Here is a 22,875-nt window from a genome sequence, read left to right as displayed (position 1 = left end):
GCCATCCGCCGGTCGCTCCAACCGGCCGGCGGTGCAGCAGATACAACCCGCGACCCGTCCCGCAAGGGGCGGCCACCGCGGAGGGCACAGACTCAACGAGGACGATAAACGAATGAGAACAACAAAGATCCTGCTGCATACCGGCGCGCTGGCACTCAGCCTGCTCGCCACCCAGGTGATGGCGGCCGTCTCCGCCGATGAAGCGGCCAAGCTGGGCACCACCCTGACCCCGATGGGCGCGGAAAAGGCCGGCAACGCCGACGGCAGCATCCCGGCCTGGACCGGCGGCCTGCCCAAGAACGCCGGCAGCGCCGACAGCAAGGGCTTCCTTTCCGATCCGTTCGCCAGCGAGAAGCCGCTGTTCACCATCACCGCGCAGAACATGGACCAGTACAAGGCCAAGCTGACCCCCGGCCAGCAAGCCATGTTCAAGCGCTACCCCGACACCTACAAGATGCAGGTCTTCCCGTCGCACCGTACCGCCACCGTACCGGACAGCGTGCTGGCGGCGACCAAGAAGAACGCCACCACCACCACCCTGGTGCAGGGCGGCAACGGCCTGCAGAACTTCCAGACCGCCAACCCCTTCCCGATTCCGAAGGACGGCCTGGAAGTCATCTGGAACCACATCACCCGCTACCGTGGCGGCCACGTGCGTCGCCTGGTCACCCAGGCCACCCCGCAGGTGAACGGCTCCTACTCGCTGGTGTACTTCCAGGACGAATTCGTCTTCCGCACCGACCTCAAGGACTACGACGCCAGCAAGCCGAGCAACGTACTGTTCTACTTCAAGCAGCGCGTGACCGCCCCGGCGCGTCTGGCCGGCAACGTCCTGCTGGTGCACGAGACCCTCGACCAGGTGAAGGAACCGCGCCTGGCGTGGCTCTACAACGCCGGCCAGCGCCGCGTACGCCGCGCCCCGCAGGTGTCCTACGACGGTCCGGGTACCGCCGCCGACGGCCTGCGTACCTCCGACAACCTGGACATGTACAACGGCGCGCCGGACCGCTACGACTGGAAACTGGTGGGCAAGCAGGAGCTGTACATCCCGTACAACAACTACAAGCTCGATGATCCGAAGCTCAAGTACGCCGACATCATCAAGCCCGGCCACCTGAACCAGGACCTGACCCGCTACGAGCTGCACCGCGTGTGGCACGTGACCGCCACCCTGAAGCCGGGCGAGCGCCACATCTATGCCAAGCGTGACTTCTACATCGACGAGGACACCTGGCAGGCCGTGGAGATCGACCACTACGACGGTCGCGGCACCCTGTGGCGCGTGGCCGAGGCCTTCAACCAGTACTACTACAACTACCAGGTACCGTGGTACACCGCCGAAACCCTGTATGACCTGCTGTCCGGTCGCTACCTGGTGCTGGGTCTGAAGAACGAGGAGAAATCCGCCTACGACTTCAACTACAGCGCTTCGGAAAGCGACTTCACCCCGGCAGCGCTTCGCCAGGAAGGCGTGCGCTGATCCCCCGATCCCCACGGGTGGTTCCGCGGTGAGAAAAGACCGGCCTTCGGGCCGGTTTTTTTATGGACGATCATCTGTCAGATGAATGGGAAGGCTGAATGTCGGAAGACTTCTGGTCATCTTGTGGGCAACGGTAACAAAATCGACTTCAAATACCGCTCGCGAGCGGCTAGGCTCCGTCCACATAGAAACAAGAGCTAGAGCAAGAGCCAGGCTGATGACCGACTTCTCGACTCTGCCACGACTGACCGAGGTTCCCACCAGCACTGGGGGCAGCCGCTTCTTCCGGCCGCCGCTGCCGCATGGCCACGTCTCGCGCTCGCGGCTGTGCGAACGCATGGCGTCCGGACTGGAGGGGCGGCTGATTCTGGTGTCTGCGCCGGCGGGGTTCGGCAAGAGCTCCCTCGCCATCGAGTTCTGTCAGACGCTGGAAGGCCAATGGCGCAGTCTGTGGCTGGGGCTCAGTGCCAGGGACAGTGATCCGGGGCGATTCCTAGAACGCCTGCTCGAAGGCCTGCGCCTGCACTTTCCCATGTTGGGCGAAGAGGCGCTGGGCATCCTGAAGATGCGCCAGCGGCACCAGCCGTTCGCCTTCGAAGCCTGGCTCGACGACCTGCTCGATGAACTGGTGGACAGCCTGTCCGTCGACCGCCCGCTGCTGCTGGTGCTCGACGACTACCACCTGGCCCAGGGCGCGGTGCTCGACCGCTGCCTGCAATTCCTCCTCAACCACCAGCCGCCCGGCCTGGTGCTGCTGGTCACCAGCCGCCAGCGACCCGACTGGCACCTGGCGCGCCTGCGTCTGTCGCGACAACTGCTGGAATTCAACGAACAGGACCTGCGCCTGACCGCCGAGGAAACCGCGCGGCTGGTTTCCGCCAACGGCGCGCAGCTGGACGACAACGCCCTGGACAACCTGGTGGAGCGCAGCGAGGGCTGGATCGCCGGCCTGCGTCTGTGGCTGCTGGCGCACGGCGACGAATTGGCGGCAAAAGCCCCCGATCTTTCGGTGCATGGCGCCGAGGAGCTGATCCGCGATTACCTGCTGGAAGAAGTGATCGACAAGCAGTCGCCGGAGGTACAGGTCTTCCTCTACCAGACCGCGCGCTTCGAACGCTTCTCCGCCGAACTCTGCGATGCCCTGCGCGATACCCACGACAGCGCGTCGATCCTTCGTCACCTGCAGCAGCACCAGGTGTTCCTGGTGCCGCTGGACGAGCAGGGCCAGTGGTTCCGCTACCACCACCTGTTTTCCGACCTGCTGCTGGCGCGGCCGCTGCCCGGCTCCGGGCCTTCGGCGGCGGCCCTGCATCTGCGCGCCTGCCGCTGGTTCAGCGCCCAGGGGTTGTTCGACGAGGCCGTGGAGCAGGCCCTGCGCGCCGGCCACCCGGAAGTCGCGGCGAACCTGGTGCAGAGCCTGTCCGAGGAACAATTGCTGGCCGAGCAGAACGTCGCCACGCTGCTGCGCTGGAAGATGGACCTGCCTGACAGCCTGCTGGCCAGTACGCCGCGCCTGATCGTGCTGTACAGCTGGGCCCTGGCGCTGGCCTGCCAACTGGATGCCGCCGAGGAACTGGCGCTGCAACTGTCGCGCTTCCTGCCGGCAGCCGACCCTGACACCCAGCGCGACCTGATGGCCCAATGGCAGGCGCTGGCCGGTGTGGTCGCCCGTGGCCGCGGCGACATCGCGAGCGCCGAGCGACACTGCGGGGAAGCCCTGCAAGGGCTCGGACCGGAGCGCTTCGGCCCGCGCCTGCTATGCCTGTCGACCCTGAGCAACCTGGCCATCGTCCGTGACGACCTGTGGCGCGCCCGCAGCCTGAACCGGGATGCCCTGGAGCTGGCGCAACGCTTCGGCAATCCGCTATTCGAGGCCATGGTGCATTACGACCGTGCCCGCGTCCTGCAGGCGCGCGGCGAGGTACTGCGCGCCGAAGAGGAAGTGCGCCTGGGGCTGGCGCGACTCTCCGGGCTGTCGGGGCAGCGCCGCTACGCCGTGCGCGGACGGCTGATGCTCTACCAGGGCTACCTGCGCAGCCTCGCGCTGCAGCCGGACGAAGCGCGCAAGTGCCTGAAGGCCGGGATCGAGGAAGCCCGCGCCTGCCGGGACATCAGCCTGGTCATCGGTTTCTGCGTGCTGGCCAGCCTGGAAGGGCGGCTGGGCAACTACACCCGCGCCTTCGCTCACCTCGCCGAGGTCGAGCGGATGATGCATGTATGGGATGTGCCGCCGGTCTACTACCTGTCGGCCATTACCCTGATCAAGTGCGAGCTCTGGCTCGGCCAGGGGCAGATCGAACTGGCCTCTGCCTGGCTGGAGCGCCTGCGCGACACCTATATCGGCGACGAACCGGCCACGCCGCCGGAGTGTTCGCCGCAATTGCCGCGCAACGTGGAAATGCTCCAGTCCCAACTGGAGCGCCGCGAAGGCCGGATGGCCGATGCGGAAGCGCGGCTGCGCGCTGTGGCCAGCGGCGCCCTGCAAGGAGGTGCGCAGTTGCAGGCGCGCTTCGCCCAGGGCCAGCTGGTCGCCTTGCTGCTGCAGGACGGTCGCGAGCGCGAGGCCTCCTTCGAGCTGGGGGAATGCCTAAATGGCCTGGCCGTGGGCCTGCTGATCCCGCTGCATGAGGTGCTGCTGCAGCACCCGGAATGGCTGCGTGAGCAATTGACTGTACGGGCTTCTTCGCCGGCCATAGAGGCCCTGCGCGAATGTCTGCCGGCCCCGCCGGAACGCTGTGCGGTACTCACCGATTGCTTGAGCGGCCGCGAACTGGCGGTGCTGGAACTGATCGCCCAGGGGTGCTCCAACCAGGAGATCAGCGAGCGCCTGTTCATCTCGCTGCACACGGTCAAGAGCCACGCCCGGCACATCAACGACAAGCTCGGCGTGGAGCGCCGCACCCAGGCGGTGGCGCGGGCCAAGGAGATGGGGTTGTTGCGCTAGGAGTTCTGGCTCAGGTTCGCAGAGACTGGCGTAGGAGCGGACTCTGTCCGCGATTGGCTTGAGACGGCTCAGCGGGTGGGAAGCGATCGCGGACGGAGTCCGCTCCTACGCAAGCCGCTCCTGCAGATCAGTGAAGCCTTCCCGGCCGACGCCAGGCTCACATCCCCTTCTTCTTCTCCACTTCCGCCGGCGCGCTCAGGTCCAGCCCCTTCGGCACCGCCTGCCCCTTGGCCGGCGCAGCCAGCTGCTTCTGCACGTCATCCTGGATCGCCTGCAGCACCGGCAGCAGATCGCGCATGTTCTCGCGCACTTCCGAATAGGCATGCTTCTGCGCCAGCTCGTCCACGCGCATCAGCAGTTGCGCACGGACGTCCGCCGGCAGGTGGATGAACAGCTCGGGCATCTGCTTGGACAACTCGGCGCTATACAGCACCAGGTCCTGGCGGTCGAACTGGGCGGTGAGGCCGAGGTAGTCCAGGGCGCTGCTGGTGAGCATCGAGGCGGCGGCCTTGGCTTCCTGCATGCCTTGCAGGCGCACCGGGTTGCGCTGTTCGTTCTGCGCCAGGGTCATCCAGAATTCCACCGTCAGGTTGAACAGGATCGCCTGTTCGCGCAGCGAGTAGCTCATCAGGCCCAGTGCTTCGGCGCCATAGGGCTGCTTGGCGGCGCGGAAGTTGAAGTACAGGCGCATCAGCTCCTTGAGCTTGAACAGCACCTCGCGTGCCTCGTTCTGCCGCAGCTCCAGCGGCGCATAGATATTCAGCTGCGGGCGGAAGTTCTCCTCGCTGACCATGCGCTGGTAGATCGGCCCGGTGAACTCGCCGCTGCGCCGGGGCAGGCCGTTGGCCTGGGTTTCGTCGATCTTCTTCAGCGCGTCGATCAGCAACTGGTAGTCGGCGCTGGTCCAGGGGCGTTTGATGTCGGGGATCTTCTGCCCGAGGTAGTACAGGTCGGCGCTGAAGGTGGGGCGGCAGAGAACCAGCAAAAGGATGGCCAGCGGCCAGAGCAGACGGCGTGTTAGGTTCGGCACGAACGGGCTTTCCTTGCGCGGGGGAGCGGTCGGTCTAGGTTATCGGGGCCTGGGGCTGGCGTCATCCCGCGCCTTGGTTGGGTGAAGCGGGGAGGGGCGATGGAATCGGCAGCAGTCAGCGCGGTCTTCGAGGACCTGGGCGGCTTTGGCGCGGTGGCGCGTCAGGCCGGCGAGGGCGAGGGGCCGCTGGTGGGGCACCTGCAACGGGCCAATATCCAGTTGGCGAGCATCCCGGTGTTCGTCGCCAAGGGATTGGCCGATACCACGGTGAACGATCTGCTGGACGCCGCCCAGGTGTCGCGACGTACTTTCTACAAGTACTTCCAGGGCAAGCTCGATGTGCTCGAAGGCATCTACCGCACGGCGGTGCAGTTGCTGCTGATGCGCTTTCGCGAGATGCGCACCGACGCCGGCAGCACCGATGCCTGGCTGCGGGCGATGGTCGAGCGCTTCTTCGACTACCACCTGGCGGTGGGGCCGATCATCCGCCTGATGCACGAGGAAGCCTTGCGCACCGACTCGCCCCTCGCCGCCCACCGCGCCGACGCGCATCGGGAGTTGCGCGCATTGCTGGAAGAGCGTTTCCAGGGCGAAGGCGTGCAGCACGCGGTGCTGACCTACCAGGCGCTGATCTGGGCGCTGGAGTCCACCTCGCTGGAGCTGCTGGGCAAGGGCGGTGACATGCCGCTGGGCGAGGTGAAACAGGTGATCGGCGATCTGTTGGTAACGACGCTCTGCTCACGCACTACCTAGGTTGGGCGCGCAGGCTGACGGGCTGTGGTGTGATCGGTATCCGAGAACAACAAGCACGGGAGTCACTCGTCCATGTCCGCCACCCTGTCTCTGCAACCGCCACTGGCCGAGGGCCTGGCCCGCTACGGTTTCGGCGCCCTGTCGCTGGCCGCGCTGAAGAGTCGTTACGCCGCGCCGGAAACCGGCTCGCGCTTCATCAACGTCGACGGTTTCGACATCCATTACCGGGACGAGGGCAGCCGCGACAAGCCGGTGCTGGTGATGGTCCACGGCGTGATGGCCTCGCTGCACACCTGGGACGGCTGGGTCGCCGAGCTCTCCGAACACTTCCGCATCATCCGCCTCGATGTGCCGGGCTTTGGCCTCACCGGCGGCGGCAGCGACCGCGAGTACAGCGGCGAGCGCCTGGTGAAGGTGTTCGGCATGTTCCTGGATCGTCTGGACCTCAAGCACGTTTCCATCGCCGGCAATTCCCTGGGCGGCTACATCGCCTGGAACTATGCGTTGGCCCAGCCTCACCGAGTGGAGCGGTTGATCCTGATCGACCCGGCCGGCTACTACATGCAGAAGGTCCCGCTGATGATCGCCAGTGCGGTGCTTCCGGGCGCCGGCCTGTTGATGCCGATGTGGATGCCGCGCGCGCTGGTGGCCCAGGGCATCAAGGAAGTCTATGGCGATGCCCGCAAGATCAAGCCGGGGGTGATCGACCGCTACTACGACATCAGCCGCCGTCCGGGTAACCGCCGGGCGATGATCGATATCTTCCGCGTACTGGTGAAGGCCAACCGCGAGGAACTGACCGGCACCCCGACCCGCGTGGCGGAGCTCAAGGTGCCGACGATGCTGATGTGGGGCGAACGCGACCGCTGGATTTCGCCGCGCCACGTGCCGATGTGGCAGCGCGACGTGCCGGGGATCGAGGTGAAGGTCTATCCGGGCGTGGGGCATATCCCGATGGAGGAGATTCCCCTGGAATCGGCGGCGGATGCGTTGCGGTTCCTGCATGCCTGAGCGATGAGTCGTGAAAGAAAGAGCCCGGCCAAGCGCCGGGCTTTTTCATGGGCGGCGCTTTCGTAGGAGCGGACTTCGTCCGCGATTTTTACCCGCTGGAATTCATGTCATTTGGGGATACTACGCATCGCGGATAAATCCGCTCCTACAAGGTAACTCCGTCGCAAAGCGTAGGAGCGCCCCATGGGCGCGATCGCGGGCATGGCCCGCTCCTACAGGGAGCGCTGGGGCGTCATGTAGGACGTACAACCGTTCGCGGTTGTACGCCGTTTCACCTTGCCTTGCATTGGCACCCTGGCGCTTCCGTAGGAGCGGACCTTGTCCGCGAAACCGGCCGGCAGGCCGGCGTTCCTGGAAGGCACCGCTATCGCGGTGATCGCGGAGAAGCTCCGCTCCTACGAGAGCCGAAACGACGGAGCTGACCTGTAGGAGCGCCCCATGGGTGCGATTCGCGGGCCTGGCCCGCGCTTCCGGTGAGCGCCAGAAACAACACCGCCCCGACAAGGCGGGGCGGCGTTCAATACGGCAAACCTGTCAGCCGGCGTGCGCCAACGGCTGCGGATCGTACTCCCGGCGTACCTCGTGCAGCAGCTCGAGATTGTTGTGCTGCCAGGGATGGAAATCCTCCTTGAAGAAGTCCAGGTACTCGCGCACCAGCGGACGGAATACGCCGTGCTTGCCCCAGCTCCACTTCAACCCGTCGCGCCAGACTCGCCAGTTCCACAGCAGGCCGTCCTTGCGCAGCATGTGGGTGAGCCCGCGGAAGGTGTCGAGGACGAAGAAGAAGGTCGCCATCAGCATCGCCCGGCGCAGCAGCTTGCGGCTGCCGCAGACCTGGTTGTAGACGTCGAAGGCCACCGCCTTGTGCTCGGTCTCCTCCAGCGCGTGCCAGCGCCACAGGCGCTGCATCACCGGGTCGGCGCCTGCCATGGTGCGCGGGTCGTTGAGCAGCCCGTTGGCCATGATCGCGGTGATGTGCTCCAGCGCGGCGGTGGCGGCCAGCTGGCGCTTGGCGGGGAATTTCTTCTGGGTGTAGCGGATGCGCGCCTGGGCCAGCTTCTCGATGCGCGTGATGTCGTAGCCCTGGTCGCGCAGGCGCTGGCTGTACACCAGGTGCTCACGGCTGTGGTGACCTTCCTGGCCGATGAAGCCACGGATCTGCTCCTTGAGCACCGGGTCGGTGATGTCCTCGCGGAAGTGCCGCACCGAGTCGATGAAGAAGCGCTCGCCGTCGGGGAACAGCACCGACATCGCATCGAACAGATGGGACCTGAAGGCGTCCCCGCCATGCCAGTGACGCGGCAGCGGATCGGGCAGTTCGAAGTCCATATGCCGGGGCTTGATTTCCAGTCCCTCGGGGGTGGTGCTGGCCATGGCGGCTCCATTGTTGTGGTTGTCCATGGTCAGTACTGTGGGCTTGTAGGCAAAGCGTCACAAGGTTATTGTCTGCCAACTTTCCGGTCATATCCGGCCAGCGGTCGACACAAGAAAAACGATGAAACAACCGCTCAATTTCACCGCCGAACTGGTGCCCGTCGCCTATGCGCAGGCGCTGCTCGATCTTGCCGAGGAGCTGGGCGTGCCGCGCGCGCGCCTGTTCGAACTGGCCCGCGTGCGCCCCGAGGTGCTTGAAAGCCCCAACGCGCGCCTGTCCTTCATCGACTTCAACCTGCTCGCCGGCACCGCGCTGGCGCACTGCAACGAGCCGGCCTTCGGCCTGCTGCTGGGGCAGCGGCTGAACGTCTCCACCCACGGCATCCTCGGCTACGCGGTGCTCTCCAGCGCCAACCTCGAACGCGCCATCGGCTTTGCCCTCAAGTACTACCGCGTGCTCGGCCTGGCCTACGACCTGGAGATGGTGGAGGACGACGGCGTGTCCTACCTGCGCGCCAGCGAGTCGATCCCACTCGGGCCCATGGGGCGTTTCGCCGCCGAGGGCCTGATGACCAGCCTCTACACCATCGCCCGCTTCCTGGTCGGCGAACCGCTGCAGGGCGTCAGCGTCGGTTTTGGCCATCCCGCGCCGGCCTATGCCGGGCGCTATGCCGAGGTGTTCGGCGGCGAGGTGTCGTTCGACCAGCCGTTCCATTTCATTGGCCTGCCCAGCGAATACCTGGCGCGGCCCATGGCCCTGGCCAATCCGGCCACGGTGCAGATGTGCGAGCAGCAGTGCGAGGCGCTGCTGGCCACGCTGGACGTACAGGAAGGTTTGCTCACCCGCATCCGCCGCCTGCTGCTGGCGCGCCCCGGCGAGTTCCCGGACCTCGAGACCGTGGCCGCCGAGCTGCACACCAGCGGCCGCAGCCTGCGTCGACATCTTTCGAACCTGGGCACCACCTACCAGGAAGTGCTCGACGACGTGCGCAAGCGCCTGGCGCTGCAGTACCTCACCACCACGCATTTGCCGCTCTACGAAATCGCCTTGTTGCTGGGGTTCAACGATCCGTCGAACTTCCGCCGTGCGTTCAGGAAGTGGACTGGAAAGCTGCCCACGGACTATCGCCGCGACGATTGACCCACCGCTCGCCAGGGCAGGGCGGAATCGGCGAAAATGCCGCTCCGCCCAAGCCATCGAGTGACCCCGTGATGAGTGAGCAGCCCGCGCTGATCCGCGAAACCTTCCCCGTCGGCCCGTTGCAGTGCAACTGCACCATCATCGGCGACCCGCTGACGAAGAAGGCCATCGTCGTCGATCCGGGCGGCGACCACGAGCTCATCCTGCAGCGCCTCGATGCGCTGGGGCTGAAGGTGGTGAGCATCATCCACACCCACGCGCACCTCGATCACTTCCTCGCTTCCGGGCAGATGAAGGAGAAGACCGGCGCCACCCTGCACCTGCACAAGGACGACCAGTTCCTCTGGGACAACCTGGAGATGCAGTGCCGCATGTTCGGCGTGCCCTACACCCCGGTGCCGTCCCCGGACCAGTGGCTGGCGGATGACGAGGAGCTGGCCTGCGGTTGTGGCGTGGCCCTGCACACGCCGGGGCATACGCCGGGCTCCATGAGCTTCTGGTTCCCCAAGGACAAGCTGCTGATCGCCGGCGACACCCTGTTCCGCCGCAGCATCGGCCGCACCGACCTGTGGGGCGGCGACTACGACACGATCGAACGTTCCATCCGCGAGCGCCTGTACTCATTGGACGAGGAGGCCACCGTGGTGACCGGCCACGGTCCGGATACCTGCTTGGGTGACGAGATGCGCGAGAACCCGTTCATTCGGGCCTGATGGCGCGCGTTAAGGAAAATTGAATCTTTTCGCTGTTGTATGATCTAACCAGCGCCCAATCGGGCGATTTCGTTATCCAGGAGTCTTCCTTCATGTTCACTGCACGTAGTCTGTCCATGGTCGCGGCTGCCACCGTCCTCGCTCTCATGGCCGGTTGCGCCTCCCAGAATCCCTATGATCCCAACACCCAGGCCCCGCCGGCCGAGGGTGGCATGAGCAAGACCGCCAAGTACGGTGCGCTGGGTGCGCTGGCCGGCGCCGTCGCCGGTGCCGCGATCAACCACGACAACCGTGGCAAGGGCGCGATGATCGGCGCCGCCGCCATCGGTGCCGCCGCCGCGGGCTACGGCTACTACGCCGACAAGCAGGAAGCCAAGCTGCGCCAGCAGATGCAGGGCACCGGCGTGCAGGTCGAGCGCCAGGGCGATGACATCAAGCTGATCATGCCGGGCAACATCACCTTCGCCACCGACTCCGCGAACATCGCGCCGTCCTTCTACACCCCGCTGAACAACCTGGCCAACTCCTTCAAGGAGTTCAACCAGAACAGCATCGAGATCGTCGGCTACACCGACAGCACCGGCAGCCGCCAGCACAACATGGACCTGTCCCAGCGCCGTGCGCAGTCCGTGGCCGCCTACCTGACCTCCCAGGGCGTCGACTCCACCCGCGTGAGCACCCGCGGCATGGGGCCGGACCAGCCGATCGCGTCCAACGCCGACGCCAACGGCCGCGCGCAGAACCGCCGCGTGGAAGTGAACCTGAAGGCCCTGCCGAACGCACAGACCCAGCAGTACCAGCAGTAAGCTCCGCCCATGAAAAAGCCCGCCGATTGGCGGGCTTTTTCATGGGCGTCTGTTTTTGGGTCCCCGCGTTCGCGGGGATGACGGGATAAACCTGAGCGTCATTCCCGCGAATGCGGGAACCCAGTAAACCGCCTCACGCCTTGGCCGCCGGGAATTCCCGGTGCAACTGCGCCAGCAACTGGTCCTTGCGCTCCCACAGCTGGTTCACCCACAGTTGGAACTCGGCGCGGTAGCCCTCGTCCTGGTCGTAGCTCTTGCCGACGAACTGGCGCGGGATCTCCAGCTCCTCGAAGCGCACCACCACTTCGCGCAGCTTGCCCGACAGCAGGCACCAGAAGGTCGGGCGGCCGTCGGGGTAGTGGATGGTGACGTTCACCAGGGTGCGCAGCTGCTCGCCCATGGCGTCGAGGACGAAGGCGATGCCGCCGGCCTTGGGCTTGAGCAGGTGCTGGAAGGGCGAGGCCTGCTCGTCATGCTTGTCCGGGGTGAAGCGGGTGCCTTCGAGGAAGTTGAAGATCGACACTGGGATGCGGCTGAACTTGGCGCACGCCTTGCGGGTGGTCTCCAGGTCCTTGCCCTTCTTCTCCGGGTGCTTGGCCAGGTAGGCCTTGGTGTAGCGCTTCATGAAGGGGAAATCGAGCGCCCACCAGCACAGGCCGATGATCGGAACCCAGATCAGCTCCTGCTTGAGGAAGAAGCGCAGCAGCGGCACGCGGCGGTTGAGCTGGTACTGCAGGACGAGGATGTCGACCCAGCTCTGGTGGTTGCTGGTGACCAGGTAGGAGTGCTCGTACTCCAGGCCTTCCAGGCCCTTCACGTTCCAGCGGGTATCGCGGACCAGGTTCATCCAGCCCTTGTTGCAGCCGATCCAGCCTTCGGCGATCAGGCTCATGATCTTGCTGCAGACGCGTTGCGCCGCGGCGATGGGCAGCAGGATCTTCACCAGGGTCATGCTGAACAGCAGGGTGGCCCAGCACAACGTGCTGGCGAACAGGATCAGGCTGGCGAGGATGCCGCGCAGGGTGGCGGGGAGGAAACTCAACATCGAGGAATGGTCCTTGTACGTGGGCGCCGGTCCACCGGGCGCGTGAAGCGTTCTCGGGCACATCCTCGTGCCGGGTTGTCAGCCGTCCCTGCCGCTGTCGGCCTGGATCGCGGTCAGTGCGATGGTGTAGACGATGTCGTCCACCAGCGCGCCGCGCGACAGGTCGTTCACCGGTTTGCGCAGGCCCTGCAGCATCGGGCCGATGCTGACGCAGTCGGCGCTGCGCTGGACGGCCTTGTAGGTGGTGTTCCCGGTGTTCAGGTCGGGGAACACGAACACATTGGCGCGTCCGGCCACCTGGCTGTCGGGCGCCTTCTGGCGACCGACGCTGGCGATGGCGGCGGCATCATACTGCAAGGGGCCATCAATCAACAGATCGGGGCGTTTTTCCCGCGCGATGCGCGTGGCTTCGCGTACTTTGTCGACATCTGCGCCCGTTCCCGAGTCGCCGGTGGAATAGCTGATCATCGCCACCCGCGGGGTGATGCCGAAGGCCTGCGCGGAGTCGGCACTTTGCAGGGCGATCTCCGCCAGGTCACTGGCCGAAGGATCGGGATTCACCGCGCAGTCGCCATAGACCACCACCTGGTCGGGCAGCAGCATGAAGAAGATCGACGACACCAGGTTGTAGCCGGGCGCGGTCTTGATCAGCTGCAATGCCGGGCGGATGGTGTTGGCGGTGGTGTGGATGGCGCCGGAGACCAGGCCGTCCACTTCGTCCAGGGCGAGCATCATGGTCCCCAGCACCGTGTTGTCTTCCAGCTGCTGCTCGGCCATCGGCGCATTCAGGCTCTTGCCCTTGCGCAGCTCGACCATGGGTTCGACGTAGCGGCTGCGCACCAGGTCCGGGTCGATGATCTCCAGGTCCTCGGGCAGCACGATGCCCAGCATCTGCGCTACGGCGTGCACGTCGTCGGGCTTGGCCAGCAGCACGCAGCGGGCGATACCGCGGGCGTGGCAGATCGAGGCCGCCTGCACGGTACGCGGTTCGCTGCCCTCGGGCAGGACGATGCGCTTGCCGGCGCGGTTGGCGCGCTGGGTCAGCTGGTAGCGGAACACCGGGGGCGACAGACGCAGCTCGTGGGGCGCGCCGCAGCGGTCCTTGAGCCACTCGAAGTCGATGTGCCCGGCGACGAACTCGGTGACGCGCTCGGCGCGCTCGCGGTCGTCCACCGGGATTTCCTTGTTCATCCGGGTCAGGTCGCCGGCGGTGTCGAAGGAGCCGGTCTTCACCGTCAGCACCGGCAGGCCGCTCTGCAGGGCGCTGCGGCACAGTTCCATGATCCGCGCGTCCGGGGTCAGGCCCGAGCACAGCAGCAGGCCGGCCAGCGGCACGCCGTTCATGGCGGCCAGGCAGGCGGCGAGGATGATGTCGTCGCGGTCGCCTGGCACCACCACCAGCACGCCGGGTTTGAGCAGGTGCACGGTGTTTGGCGCCGAGGGCGCGCAGAGGATGATCTTCTGCACGCGGCGTTGTTCGTAGTCGCCGGCATTGAGCACGCTGGCATCGAGCAGGTCGGCCACGTCGCGGGTGCGCGGGGCGTTCATCTCGTCCTGCCAGGGGATGCAGCCGAGCAGGCGCACGTCGCCTTCGCGCAGCAGCGGTGAATGCTCCTTGAGGCGTTCACCGAACAGCCGGGCAGCCGCCTCGGCATCGCGCGGCGCGTCGTCACTTTCGCCGCCGCGCACCTTGTTCACGATCAGGCCGAGCAATTGCGGGTCGCGTGGGCCGCCGAACAGCTGGGCGAGGATCTCGATGCGGTCGGAGAGCTCCTTCACCGTCTCGTTGTCCGGCGCCGACACCAGGATCACCTCGGCGTCGACGCTGCGCGCCAGGTGCCCGTTGATGCGCGCGGCATAGCTGGCGTGCTTGGTCGGCACCATGCCTTCGACGATCATCACGTCCTTGTCTTCCGCCGCCTGGTTGAACATCCCGACGATGTCTTCCAGCAGCTCGTCGAGCATGCCGTCGCCGAGCATGCGCTCGACCTTGGCCAGGGACAGCGGGACAGGGGCTTCCAGGCCGTGGGTGCGGGCGACCAACTCGCTGGAGCGCTCCGGACCGTCGTCGCCGGCGTGGGGCTGGGCGATGGGCTTGAAGAAGCCGACTTTCAGGCCGGCGCGTTGCAGGGCGCGGATCAGGCCCAGGCTGGTAGACGTCAGGCCGACACCGAAACCGGTCGGCGCGAGGAAGAAGGTGTGCATCCGGGCTCCTTAAGCCGTGCGGGGGAGGGCGCTGCCCTTGTGGGGCAACGCCTTGGAACAGGTATTTCGAATCTTCAGTCGAGGACGGCCAGGGTGTCGAGTGCGATCTGCCGTTCCTCGTTGGTGGGGATCACCAGCACGCGGGGATGGCCGGGCAGGTGGATCGCTCCGCCGACCCCGCCAACACAGCGAGCGTTGGCTTCGCCGTCGAGTTCGAGGTTGAGCACGTGCAGGTGCTTGACCGTGAGGTTGCGCACCAGCGCCGAGTTCTCGCCGATGCCGCCGGTGAAGATGATGCCGTCCAGGCGCGGCAACGCACAGGTCAGCGAGGCCAGCGACTTGGCCAGTCGGTAACAGAATACTTCGATGGCCAGCGCCGCGCCGGCGTGGCCCTGCTCGCGGGCGTGCTCCAGGGTGCGCATGTCGTTGGACAGCCCGGACAGGCCGAGCAGGCCGCTGTCGTGGTTGAGCATGTGGTCGATCTTCTCCAGGCTCCAGCCCAGGGTGCGCGCCAGGTGGCTGTGCAGGTTCGGGTCGACGTCGCCGGAGCGGGTGCCCATCATCAGGCCCTCCAGCGGGGTCAGGCCCATGCTGGTGTCGCGGCTCTGGCCGTTGGCGATGGCGCAGGTGGAGCTGCCGTTGCCCAGGTGCGCCGACAGCCAGTTGCTGTCGCCCACCGCCAGCCCGCTCATTTCGGCCGCCTTGTGGCTGACGTAGCGGTGGCTGGTGCCGTGGAAGCCGTAGCGGCGCACGTGCTGTTCGCGGTACAGCGGCTCGGGGATGGCGTAGCGGTAGGCGCGCTCGGGCAGGCTCTGGTGGAAGGCGGTGTCGAACACGGCGATGTGCGGCAGGTCCGGGTAGAGCGCCATGGCGGCGTCGATGCCCAGCAGGTTGGCCGGGTTGTGCAACGGCGCCAGGGGCGAGGTTTCGCGGATCGCACCGAGCACTTCTTCCGTCAGGCGCGAGGCCTGGGTGAAGCGTTCGCCGCCGTGCACCACGCGATGGCCGATGGCGTGCAGCTCGCCCTGGGCGGCCTCGTTCACCAGCGGCAGGAGGCGGGCGAGGGCGGCCTTGTGGTCGCCGCCGGGCAGTTCCAGGGTCTGCGGTTGCGCATCGCCTTCGCCTTGCCAGCGCAGGCTGGCGCCGTTGGCACCGAGGCGTTCGGCCAGGCCGTGGAGGATGAAGTCGTCGCGCCCCTCTCGAACCAGGGCGAATTTGATCGAAGAACTGCCGCAGTTGATCACCAGGATGTTGCGTGCCGGCATGCCTACTCCTTGTCGCTGTTCTGTTCCTTGGCGCACCAGCCGCAGGGGAAGGGGCGGCCGATCTGCGCCTGACGTTGCTGCGGGTCCAGCACCCAGGGCCGGGATTGCCAGGGCGGCTGGTGCCGCAGGTGCTGGGTATGTCCGCAGGACAAGACTGCCACCCAGTACCCGTCTTCATCCTGATGAAAGTCAAGCAGGCGCGGGGCGTCCGCGTTGTCCCGTCCGTCCGTCTTCGGGTCGCATTCGGGGGCGTCGCAGCGTAAACTTGCGCGCTCAACTTCTATATCAGATAGGTTTCGAACCATGCAGATCGCGGCCAACAAGGCGGTTTCCATCGACTATACCCTGACCAACGACGCAGGTGAGGTCATCGACAGCTCCGCCGGCGGCGCTCCGCTGGTCTACCTGCACGGTGCCCACAACATCATCGCCGGCCTGGAAAAGGCCCTGGAAGGCAAGCAGGTCGGCGACGAGCTGGACGTCACCATCGAGCCGGCCGACGCCTATGGCGAGTACAGTGCCGAACTGGTCGCCACCCTGACCCGTGAAATGTTCGAAGGCGTGGACGAGCTGGAAGTCGGCATGCAGTTCCACGCGTCGGCTCCGGACGGCGGCATGCAGATCGTCACCATCCGCGACATCGACGGCGACGACGTGATCGTCGACGGCAACCACCCGCTGGCCGGCCAGCGCCTGAACTTCAAGGTGAAGGTGGTCAACGTGCGTGACGCTTCCGCCGAAGAAGTCGCCCACGGCCACGTCCACGGCGAAGGTGGTCACCACCACTGATCGCTTCCGCCGGTCGCACGCTGACCGGTGAAGCCATCATTGAGCTGCTACGCTCAATCTGAGGAAGGCGCCTTCGGGCGCCTTTCTCATGCAACCTGATCTACTGCAACAAGGCCAGGGCATTTTTCCCGCATCGATTGGGAATGCGCAGAAGACGGACGCGCTGTCCGCCCTGCTGCGCGGGCACGTTGTGCCTACTTCTTCAAGGAGCAAGCAATGAGCGCTGTTCACGGTCTGACGCTGCAAGGGCTCGACGGCCAGGATCTGCCGCTGGCCCCGCTCAAGGGCAAGGTCGTGCTGGTGGTCAACGTCGCCTCGAAATGTGGCCTGACCCCGCAGTACGCCGGTCTGGAGAAGCTCTACCAGCAATACAAGGATCAGGGTTTCGTGGTGCTCGGCCTGCCGTGCAACCAGTTCGCCGGGCAGGAGCCGGGCAACGAAGCCGAGATCCAGTCGTTCTGTTCGCTGAACTACGGGGTCAGTTTCCCGATGTCCTCCAAGCTGGATGTCAACGGCTCGGAACGCCACCCGTTGTACCGGCTGCTGGCGGGCGAGGGTGCCGAGTTCCCCGGTGACATCACCTGGAACTTCGAAAAGTTCCTGCTCGCCCCGGACGGTCGCGTGCTGGCGCGCTTCAGCCCACGTACCGCGCCGGAAGACCCCGCACTGGTGCACGCCATCGAGAAGGCGCTGGGCGCCTGATCCTCCGGCGGGAGAGGGCGCTTGCGCCAATCCCGCCGGCATTTCTCCCCTGCGTATTGTTCCGGACCCGGCGCGACGGCTTAATCGGGTGACCTGATACCGGAGCCCGCCATGAGCCGTTTCGCCGCCGAGTCCTCCTGCCTGCCGGCAACCCCCGATGCGTTGCGCGCATTGATCGAGCAGCGCCGCGCGGTGCGGCGTTTCCTCGATGAGCCGGTGCCGGACGCCGTGCTGCGCGACTGCCTGGAACAGGCGGTGCTCGCACCCAATGCCTGCAACCTGCAGCCGTGGAGCTTCCAGGTGATCCGCGATGCCGACCTGCGCCGCCGCCTGGTGCCGGTATGCCTGGGGCAGAATGCCGCGCGCACGGCGCCGGTACTGATCGCCGTGCTGGCGCGGCCGGACACCTGGCGCGAGTCCTGCGCGGCGCTGATCGAGCAGTGGCCGGAACCGCAGATGCCGGAGAAGGTGCGGGACTTCTATCAGCGCACCGCGCCCTTCCAGTACAACCAGGGCGCTTTCGGCTGGCGCGGGCTGTACAAGCGGGCGCTGTACTCGGTGGTCGGCCTGCGCCGCGCGCTGATGCGCCAGCCCAACAGCGACGCCGAGATGCGCCTGTGGGCGGTGAAGTCCACCGCGCTGGCGGCGCAGAACCTGATGCTCGCCCTGCAGAGCCACGGCTTTGCCACCTGCCCGATGGAGGGCTTCGACGAAGTGCGGCTGCGCAAGGTGTTGCAGATTCCCCGCCGCGCGGTGCCGATCATGCTGCTGGCGGTGGGCCGCGCTGCCGACAACGGCGTCTACAACCCGCGCCTGCGCTTCCCGCTGGAGCAGCGCGTCAGCTGGCACTGACCGCGTCGGGGCGGGTCAGCACGCCCATGCGTCCGCCGCCGAAGGACCAGTCGTCCGCCTCGCTGGTGGTGATCTGCACCATCACGTCCTCGCTGGCGATGCCCAGGCGTTCGCCCAGCAGCGCATTCAAGCGCCGGTAGAACGCCTGCTTGGTCTGCGAGTCGCGGGGGCGGCCGATGGTGATGGCGATCAGCACGAAGTCGTCGCTGCGCGGCCCGCCGAGGTAGCCGCGGTCGTAGACGAATTCCTCAGGCTCATGCTGGTGGATCATCACGAACTGATCGTTTGCCGGCACGTTGAAGGCCTCGTGCATGGCGTCGTAGACGGTATCGGCGAGTTCGCGCAGGTATTCGGGTTGCTTGCCCTTGCGCAGGGAGATGCGGACGGTAGGCATGGCGCCGTTCCTCGGTGGGTGATTGACGAGTTCAGGCTAGCCCGGCAAGTTGATTCGGAAAATCGGGAAATATTTGACTGATAGTTCGATTAACCGGGATGGTTGCCATGCCTCGTATCAACTTCGACCTGGACGTACTGCGCACCTTTGTCACCGGCATCGAATTGGGCAGCTTCGCCCGCGCGGCAGATCGCCTGGGGCGCTCGACCTCGGCCGTCAGCGCACAGTTGAAGAAGCTGGAGGAGCAGGCCGGCACGCCAGTGCTGCGCCGCGAAGGCCGGGGCATGGCGCTCACCGAGGCGGGCGAGACGCTGCTGGCCTATGCCCGCCGCCTGCTGGAACTGAACGACGAAGCCGCCGGCGCCTTGCGCGGCGGCACGCTGGAAGGCCGGGTGCGCCTGGGCTTGCAGGAGGACTTCGGCGAAACCCTGCTGCCCGCCGTGCTGGCTCGTTTTGCCCGCGCCCATCCCAAGGTGCGGATCGAGGTGCGCACGGCGCGCAACCAGCAATTGATCGAAGGCGTGCGCAACGGAGAACTGGACCTGGCGCTGGCCTGGGACACAGGCGAGCGTACGGCGCACATGGAGCGCATCGGCGCCGTGGCGCAGTGCTGGATCGGCGTACCCGGCAGCGTGCCGGCGCCCGGTGTTGAGCCGCTGCCGCTGGTGATGCTGGAAGCGCCCTGCCTGCTGCGCAGCGCGGCGACGACGGCTCTGGATCGCGCCGGCATTGCCTGGCGCGTGGCTTTCACCAGCGCCGGGCTGTCGGGCATCTGGGCGGCGGTAGGGGCCGGGCTTGGTATTGGCCTGCGTACGCCCATCGGCCTGCCGGCCAGCGTCGAGCGGCTCGACCCTGAGCGTGCCGGTCTGCCGGCCATGGCGCCGCTTGGACTATGCCTGCATCGCGCGGAAGCCGAGCCCGAGGCGGTGGTGGCGCGCCTGCGCGAATTGCTCTGCGAGGGTGTCGCCGAGCTGCTGGAAAACCCGGCCAATCGCTGATCCATTTCTAAGGGAAAATCACCGCGATCAATGATGCTGGGAAAAGCGAGACGACCGGTCATATTCTCGCTCCCCATGAACAGCATCCGACTCGACAAGCGCGACCTGATCCTCGCCAAGGGCTCCCTGGCGATGACCCGTTGCGGCTACCACGGCACCGGCGTGCAGGACATCGTCCAGGCCGCCGGCATCCCCAAGGGCTCCTTTTATCACTACTTCGAGAGCAAGGAAGACTTCGCCTTGCAGGCCCTGGAGCACCTTTACGGACCGCGCCTGGCCCGCTACGCCGAGGCTCTAGGCAATCCGGTGCTGGGGCCGCGTGCGCGCATCCTCACCTATTACCGCGAGCTGCTGGCGCACTTCTCCCGTCAGGAGAAGCTCGAATTCCACTGCTTCATCGGCAGCCTCAGTTTCGAGATGGCCGAGCTGTCGCCGGCCATTACCGAACGGGTCGACGGCATCCTGCAGCAGTCCATCGATATCCTGCGCGACTGCCTCGCCGACGCCCAGCGCGCCGGTGAGCTGCCGGCCGCGGAGAACGTTGAGCAGTTGGCCGAGTTCATCGGCAATGCCTGGCAGGGCGTGCTGGCGCGGCTGAAGGTCAGTGCCTCGCTTAAACCGCTGGAACGCTTCATCGAACGCCTGGAGTACCTGCTTCAGGCCTGATTCTTCTTCATCCAAAACCCTTTACCCAAAGACGAGACGACCGGTCGCCTGGCCGTCATGGAGACTTCAATGACCGCATCCGTAGACACCCTGTTCTCGCCCTTCCGCCTGGGCGGCCTGGAATTGCCCACGCGCATCGTGATGGCGCCGATGACCCGCAACTTCACCCCGGGCGGCGTGCCCCACGCCCAGGTGGTGGAGTACTACCGCCGCCGCGCCGCCGCCGGCGTCGGCCTGATCGTCACCGAAGGCACCACGGTCAACCACAAGGCCGCCAACGGCTACCCGAACGTGCCGCGCTTCCACGGCGAAGACGCCCTGGCCGGCTGGAAGCAGGTGGTCGACGCGGTGCACGCCGAAGGCGGCAAGATCGTCCCGCAGCTGTGGCACGTCGGCGCCGTGCGCCGCCTCGGCACCGAGCCGGACGCCAGCGTTCCGGGCTACGGCCCCAGCGGCAAGGTCAAGGATGGCACTGTGCTGGTCCATGAAATGACCAAAGAGGACATCCAGGAAGTCATCGCCGCGTTTGCCCAGGCCGCCCGCGACGCCAAGGCCATCGGTATGGACGGCGTGGAAATCCACGGCGCCCACGGTTACCTGATCGACCAGTTCTTCTGGGACGGCAGCAACAAGCGCACCGACGAATACGGCGGCAGCCTGGCCAACCGTTCGCGCTTCGCCATCGAGCTGATCCAGGCCGTGCGCGCAGCCGTCGGCCCCGACTATCCGATCATCTTCCGCTTCTCCCAGTGGAAGCAGCAGGACTACAGCGCCCGCCTGGTACAGACCGCCGAGGAGCTGGAAGCCTTCCTCAAGCCGCTGTCGGACGCCGGCGTGGATATCTTCCACTGCTCCACCCGCCGCTTCTGGATTCCGGAGTTCGAAGGCTCCGACCTCAACCTGGCCGGCTGGACCCGCCAGCTCACCGGCAAGCCGACCATCACCGTCGGCAACGTCGGCCTGGATGGCAGCGAGTTCCTGGCCTTCTTCGGCAACACCGAGGAAGTCGCCCAGCCGTCGGGCATCGATGGGCTGCTGGAGCGCCTGAACAAGGAAGAGTTCGACCTGGTCGCCGTCGGTCGCGCCCTGCTGGTCGACCCGGACTGGGCGGTGAAGGTGCGTGACGGCCGCCTGGCCGATATCAAGCCGTTCAGCCGCGATGCGCTGATGTCGCTGGCCTGATTCGCAACGGCTGGATTTGAAAAAGCCTCTGGCGCCCTCGGTGCCAGGGGCTTTCTTGTTATTGCGGAGTCCCCTGTAGGAGCGGGCCATGCCCGCGATCGCGCGCATGGCGCGCTCCTACAGGTCAGCTCCGTGGCTTTGGCTTGTATAGGAGCGGATCTTATCCGCGATTCGCCGGCAGGGCCGGCGCTGGTGCAGGCGGTCGGCCCCTGTGTTTCCTGATGGCATAGCTCTCCTGCGCCGTAGATTTCGCGGACAAGGTCCGCTCCTACGAGAGCAGCACTTCTCCGCGAACATTCAGCGCGGCAAACCCCATTGTAGGAGCGGGCCATGCCCGCGATCGCGCGCACGGCACGCTCCTACAGGCCGGGTCCTCTGCACAGCAATCTGTGTTCTGGTTATGACTGCCCATAAGTCTTGTGAATGCTCTGAAAGCCCCGTCCTAGGCGTTTACAAATCTTTTCCGAACCCACCTTTCCGCTTGCTGACTTCATGGTCCGAAACGGGCATTGTATGACCGCGTTCACACAACAATAGGCCGGGATACGGCCATAGGAGTAAGCCATGCGGATCGGCTTGGTGGTCGATGCGACCTGCGACCTGCCCCCCGAATTTCTCGCGGCCAACAACATCCGCGTCCTGCCCATCGGCATCCGCCTGGGCGAGCGCCGTATCGTCGATGATCGCGATCCCGACACCACCCTCACGTTCTATTCCCAATACCTGCCCAAGGTCGGCCCCGAGGACGGCAGCGAGCCGCTGACGCCCGCGCAGACCCACGACTGGTTCCTGGAACAACTGGTCACCGACTTCGATTACGTCATCTGCCTGACCGTCACCAGCCAGCGCAGCCCGATCTTCGAGCATGCCACCCAGGCCTCCTTCAGCCTGCTGCAGAGCTACAAGGAACGCCGCAGCGCCGCCGGCATCGCCGGGCCGTTCGCCTTGCGGGTGATCGACAGCCAGACGGTGTTCGCCGGCCTCGCCGTGCTGGCCGCCGAAGGCGTGCGCCTGCTCGGCGAGGACCAGCACCCCAACGCCGTGCGCACCCGCCTGGAGCAGCTCAGCCAGCAGATGAACACCTTCCTGGTCGCCAGCGACCTGGGGCACATCCGCCGCCGAGGCTTCCAGAAGGGCGACCGCAGCAGCATCGGCGACCGCCTGCGCGGCGCCTTCCTCGGCATCGGTTCGATGCTCGACATGAAGCCGGTGCTGAGCCTGGTGCAGGGCGAGGACAAGCCGGTCTCGGTGTCGCCCAACTACGAGAAGTCCGCCGAGCGCCTGCTCAACTTCGCCCGCGCGCGGGTCGAGGCGGGCGAGCTGCTGGCGCCGCAGATGTGCCTGAGCTATGCCGGCGATCCGTCGGCACTGCGCGACCTGCCGGGCTTCTCCGCACTGGAAGCGGCCTGCCAGGCCAGGGGAATACAGGTGCACCTGGCGATGCTCAGCCCCACCGGCGGCATCAACCTGGGCGCGGGCGCCATGAGCCTGTCCTTCGCGGCGCCGCCGATACCTTTCGCCTGAG

General features: G+C 66.2%; 21 protein-coding genes. 14 read left to right on the top strand and 7 right to left on the bottom strand.

What is annotated here, in order from left to right:
• The first annotated feature begins 112 nt into the window (after nt 1–112).
• The gene (locus J5M67_RS14215; RefSeq protein ID WP_207885977.1) at nt 113–1,480 is read left to right on the top strand and encodes a DUF1329 domain-containing protein; all 1,368 of its coding nucleotides are present in this window, start codon (nt 113–115) and stop codon (nt 1,478–1,480) included.
• Between the two features lie 217 nt (nt 1,481–1,697).
• The gene (locus tag J5M67_RS14210) at nt 1,698–4,424 is read left to right on the top strand and encodes a LuxR C-terminal-related transcriptional regulator (RefSeq protein WP_207885976.1); all 2,727 of its coding nucleotides are present in this window, start codon (nt 1,698–1,700) and stop codon (nt 4,422–4,424) included.
• 157 nt (nt 4,425–4,581) lie between these two features.
• Here J5M67_RS14210 and J5M67_RS14205 read toward each other — a convergent pair whose 3' ends face one another.
• Nucleotides 4,582–5,454 carry a hypothetical protein gene (locus J5M67_RS14205; RefSeq protein ID WP_207885975.1) on the bottom strand — a complete coding sequence of 291 codons (873 nt, stop codon included), beginning with the start codon at nt 5,452–5,454 and terminating at the stop codon, nt 4,582–4,584.
• A gap of 99 nt (nt 5,455–5,553) precedes the next feature.
• On the opposite strand from J5M67_RS14205, the gene J5M67_RS14200 reads away from it, so the two are divergent.
• Both J5M67_RS14200 and J5M67_RS14195 read left to right on the top strand, forming a co-directional pair.
• Nucleotides 5,554–6,207 carry a TetR/AcrR family transcriptional regulator gene (locus J5M67_RS14200; protein WP_207885974.1) on the top strand — a complete coding sequence of 218 codons (654 nt, stop codon included), beginning with the start codon at nt 5,554–5,556 and terminating at the stop codon, nt 6,205–6,207.
• 72 nt (nt 6,208–6,279) lie between these two features.
• On the top strand, nt 6,280–7,218 hold the full coding sequence (locus J5M67_RS14195; protein WP_207885973.1) for an alpha/beta fold hydrolase: 939 nt from the start codon (nt 6,280–6,282) through the stop codon (nt 7,216–7,218).
• A gap of 534 nt (nt 7,219–7,752) precedes the next feature.
• Here the strand turns inward: J5M67_RS14195 and J5M67_RS14190 are convergent.
• Nucleotides 7,753–8,592 (bottom strand): metal-dependent hydrolase, encoded by an 840-nt coding sequence (locus J5M67_RS14190; protein ID WP_207885972.1) that lies wholly within the window; start codon nt 8,590–8,592, stop codon nt 7,753–7,755.
• A 121-nt stretch (nt 8,593–8,713) separates the two neighbouring features.
• On the opposite strand from J5M67_RS14190, the gene J5M67_RS14185 reads away from it, so the two are divergent.
• The 3 genes from J5M67_RS14185 to J5M67_RS14175 all read left to right on the top strand — a co-directional run bounded on the left by J5M67_RS14185 (nt 8,714) and on the right by J5M67_RS14175 (nt 11,252).
• Nucleotides 8,714–9,733, top strand: a complete 1,020-nt coding sequence (locus tag J5M67_RS14185) for an AraC family transcriptional regulator (protein ID WP_207885971.1) — start codon at nt 8,714–8,716, stop codon at nt 9,731–9,733.
• A 71-nt stretch (nt 9,734–9,804) separates the two neighbouring features.
• Nucleotides 9,805–10,446 carry an MBL fold metallo-hydrolase gene (locus tag J5M67_RS14180; RefSeq protein WP_207885970.1) on the top strand — a complete coding sequence of 214 codons (642 nt, stop codon included), beginning with the start codon at nt 9,805–9,807 and terminating at the stop codon, nt 10,444–10,446.
• A gap of 92 nt (nt 10,447–10,538) precedes the next feature.
• Nucleotides 10,539–11,252, top strand: a complete 714-nt coding sequence (locus tag J5M67_RS14175; RefSeq protein ID WP_207885969.1) for an OmpA family protein — start codon at nt 10,539–10,541, stop codon at nt 11,250–11,252.
• A 133-nt stretch (nt 11,253–11,385) separates the two neighbouring features.
• Here J5M67_RS14175 and J5M67_RS14170 read toward each other — a convergent pair whose 3' ends face one another.
• The 4 genes from J5M67_RS14170 to J5M67_RS14155 all read right to left on the bottom strand — a co-directional run bounded on the left by J5M67_RS14170 (nt 11,386) and on the right by J5M67_RS14155 (nt 16,102).
• Nucleotides 11,386–12,297, bottom strand: a complete 912-nt coding sequence (locus J5M67_RS14170; protein WP_207885968.1) for an acyltransferase — start codon at nt 12,295–12,297, stop codon at nt 11,386–11,388.
• Nucleotides 12,298–12,375: 78 nt separating this feature from the next.
• Complete coding sequence (gene pta / locus J5M67_RS14165; protein WP_207885967.1) at nt 12,376–14,502, bottom strand: phosphate acetyltransferase; 2,127 nt, start codon at nt 14,500–14,502, stop codon at nt 12,376–12,378.
• A 74-nt stretch (nt 14,503–14,576) separates the two neighbouring features.
• Entirely contained in the window at nt 14,577–15,767 is a 1,191-nt protein-coding gene (locus tag J5M67_RS14160) for an acetate kinase (protein WP_207885966.1), read from the bottom strand.
• Between the two features lie 2 nt (nt 15,768–15,769).
• Nucleotides 15,770–16,102, bottom strand: a complete 333-nt coding sequence (locus J5M67_RS14155) for a DUF3565 domain-containing protein (RefSeq protein WP_207885965.1) — start codon at nt 16,100–16,102, stop codon at nt 15,770–15,772.
• Here J5M67_RS14155 and J5M67_RS14150 point away from each other — a divergent pair.
• From J5M67_RS14150 to J5M67_RS14140, 3 genes are all read left to right on the top strand, one after another.
• Nucleotides 16,071–16,556 carry a peptidylprolyl isomerase gene (locus J5M67_RS14150; protein ID WP_207885964.1) on the top strand — a complete coding sequence of 162 codons (486 nt, stop codon included), beginning with the start codon at nt 16,071–16,073 and terminating at the stop codon, nt 16,554–16,556. The genes J5M67_RS14155 and J5M67_RS14150 overlap by 32 nt on opposite strands.
• A 216-nt stretch (nt 16,557–16,772) precedes the next feature.
• A complete protein-coding gene (locus tag J5M67_RS14145; RefSeq protein ID WP_207885963.1) occupies nt 16,773–17,258 on the top strand; it encodes a glutathione peroxidase in 486 nt (161 codons plus the stop codon).
• A gap of 111 nt (nt 17,259–17,369) precedes the next feature.
• On the top strand, nt 17,370–18,110 hold the full coding sequence (locus tag J5M67_RS14140; protein ID WP_207885962.1) for a nitroreductase family protein: 741 nt from the start codon (nt 17,370–17,372) through the stop codon (nt 18,108–18,110).
• On the opposite strand, the gene J5M67_RS14135 is transcribed toward J5M67_RS14140, so the two are convergent.
• On the bottom strand, nt 18,097–18,504 hold the full coding sequence (locus J5M67_RS14135) for a tautomerase family protein (RefSeq protein WP_207885961.1): 408 nt from the start codon (nt 18,502–18,504) through the stop codon (nt 18,097–18,099). The genes J5M67_RS14140 and J5M67_RS14135 overlap by 14 nt on opposite strands.
• 107 nt (nt 18,505–18,611) lie before the next feature.
• On the opposite strand from J5M67_RS14135, the gene J5M67_RS14130 reads away from it, so the two are divergent.
• From J5M67_RS14130 to J5M67_RS14115, 4 genes are all read left to right on the top strand, one after another.
• Complete coding sequence (locus J5M67_RS14130) at nt 18,612–19,502, top strand: LysR substrate-binding domain-containing protein (protein ID WP_207885960.1); 891 nt, start codon at nt 18,612–18,614, stop codon at nt 19,500–19,502.
• Between the two features lie 75 nt (nt 19,503–19,577).
• Nucleotides 19,578–20,168, top strand: a complete 591-nt coding sequence (locus tag J5M67_RS14125; RefSeq protein ID WP_207885959.1) for a TetR/AcrR family transcriptional regulator — start codon at nt 19,578–19,580, stop codon at nt 20,166–20,168.
• Between the two features lie 69 nt (nt 20,169–20,237).
• Nucleotides 20,238–21,350 (top strand): NADH:flavin oxidoreductase, encoded by a 1,113-nt coding sequence (locus J5M67_RS14120; RefSeq protein WP_207885958.1) that lies wholly within the window; start codon nt 20,238–20,240, stop codon nt 21,348–21,350.
• A gap of 564 nt (nt 21,351–21,914) precedes the next feature.
• The gene (locus J5M67_RS14115) at nt 21,915–22,874 is read left to right on the top strand and encodes a DegV family protein (RefSeq protein WP_207885957.1); all 960 of its coding nucleotides are present in this window, start codon (nt 21,915–21,917) and stop codon (nt 22,872–22,874) included.
• Nucleotide 22,875: the final 1 nt, after the last annotated feature.

It is taken from the genome of Pseudomonas sp. 30_B, assembly GCF_017491605.1.
Lineage (GTDB): Bacteria > Pseudomonadota > Gammaproteobacteria > Pseudomonadales > Pseudomonadaceae > Pseudomonas.
Note: the sequence above shows the minus strand (reverse complement) of the source record. Positions and strands in the feature narration are given on the sequence as shown.

What these genes read in the sequence shown, in the direction of transcription:
- pta (WP_207885967.1), bottom strand. Translation starts at nt 14,502, where the DNA reads ATGCACACCTTCTTCCTCGCGCCGACCGGTTTCGGTGTCGGCCTGACG.
- J5M67_RS14145 (WP_207885963.1), top strand. Translation starts at nt 16,773, where the DNA reads ATGAGCGCTGTTCACGGTCTGACGCTGCAAGGGCTCGACGGCCAGGAT.
- J5M67_RS14120 (WP_207885958.1), top strand. Translation starts at nt 20,238, where the DNA reads ATGACCGCATCCGTAGACACCCTGTTCTCGCCCTTCCGCCTGGGCGGC.
- J5M67_RS14130 (WP_207885960.1), top strand. Translation starts at nt 18,612, where the DNA reads ATGCCTCGTATCAACTTCGACCTGGACGTACTGCGCACCTTTGTCACC.
- J5M67_RS14180 (WP_207885970.1), top strand. Translation starts at nt 9,805, where the DNA reads ATGAGTGAGCAGCCCGCGCTGATCCGCGAAACCTTCCCCGTCGGCCCG.
- J5M67_RS14125 (WP_207885959.1), top strand. Translation starts at nt 19,578, where the DNA reads ATGAACAGCATCCGACTCGACAAGCGCGACCTGATCCTCGCCAAGGGC.
- J5M67_RS14210 (WP_207885976.1), top strand. Translation starts at nt 1,698, where the DNA reads ATGACCGACTTCTCGACTCTGCCACGACTGACCGAGGTTCCCACCAGC.
- J5M67_RS14150 (WP_207885964.1), top strand. Translation starts at nt 16,071, where the DNA reads ATGCAGATCGCGGCCAACAAGGCGGTTTCCATCGACTATACCCTGACC.
- J5M67_RS14215 (WP_207885977.1), top strand. Translation starts at nt 113, where the DNA reads ATGAGAACAACAAAGATCCTGCTGCATACCGGCGCGCTGGCACTCAGC.
- J5M67_RS14195 (WP_207885973.1), top strand. Translation starts at nt 6,280, where the DNA reads ATGTCCGCCACCCTGTCTCTGCAACCGCCACTGGCCGAGGGCCTGGCC.
- J5M67_RS14135 (WP_207885961.1), bottom strand. Translation starts at nt 18,504, where the DNA reads ATGCCTACCGTCCGCATCTCCCTGCGCAAGGGCAAGCAACCCGAATAC.
- J5M67_RS14170 (WP_207885968.1), bottom strand. Translation starts at nt 12,297, where the DNA reads ATGTTGAGTTTCCTCCCCGCCACCCTGCGCGGCATCCTCGCCAGCCTG.
- J5M67_RS14140 (WP_207885962.1), top strand. Translation starts at nt 17,370, where the DNA reads ATGAGCCGTTTCGCCGCCGAGTCCTCCTGCCTGCCGGCAACCCCCGAT.
- J5M67_RS14160 (WP_207885966.1), bottom strand. Translation starts at nt 15,767, where the DNA reads ATGCCGGCACGCAACATCCTGGTGATCAACTGCGGCAGTTCTTCGATC.
- J5M67_RS14155 (WP_207885965.1), bottom strand. Translation starts at nt 16,102, where the DNA reads ATGGAAACCGCCTTGTTGGCCGCGATCTGCATGGTTCGAAACCTATCT.
- J5M67_RS14175 (WP_207885969.1), top strand. Translation starts at nt 10,539, where the DNA reads ATGTTCACTGCACGTAGTCTGTCCATGGTCGCGGCTGCCACCGTCCTC.
- J5M67_RS14115 (WP_207885957.1), top strand. Translation starts at nt 21,915, where the DNA reads ATGCGGATCGGCTTGGTGGTCGATGCGACCTGCGACCTGCCCCCCGAA.
- J5M67_RS14190 (WP_207885972.1), bottom strand. Translation starts at nt 8,592, where the DNA reads ATGGCCAGCACCACCCCCGAGGGACTGGAAATCAAGCCCCGGCATATG.
- J5M67_RS14200 (WP_207885974.1), top strand. Translation starts at nt 5,554, where the DNA reads ATGGAATCGGCAGCAGTCAGCGCGGTCTTCGAGGACCTGGGCGGCTTT.
- J5M67_RS14185 (WP_207885971.1), top strand. Translation starts at nt 8,714, where the DNA reads ATGAAACAACCGCTCAATTTCACCGCCGAACTGGTGCCCGTCGCCTAT.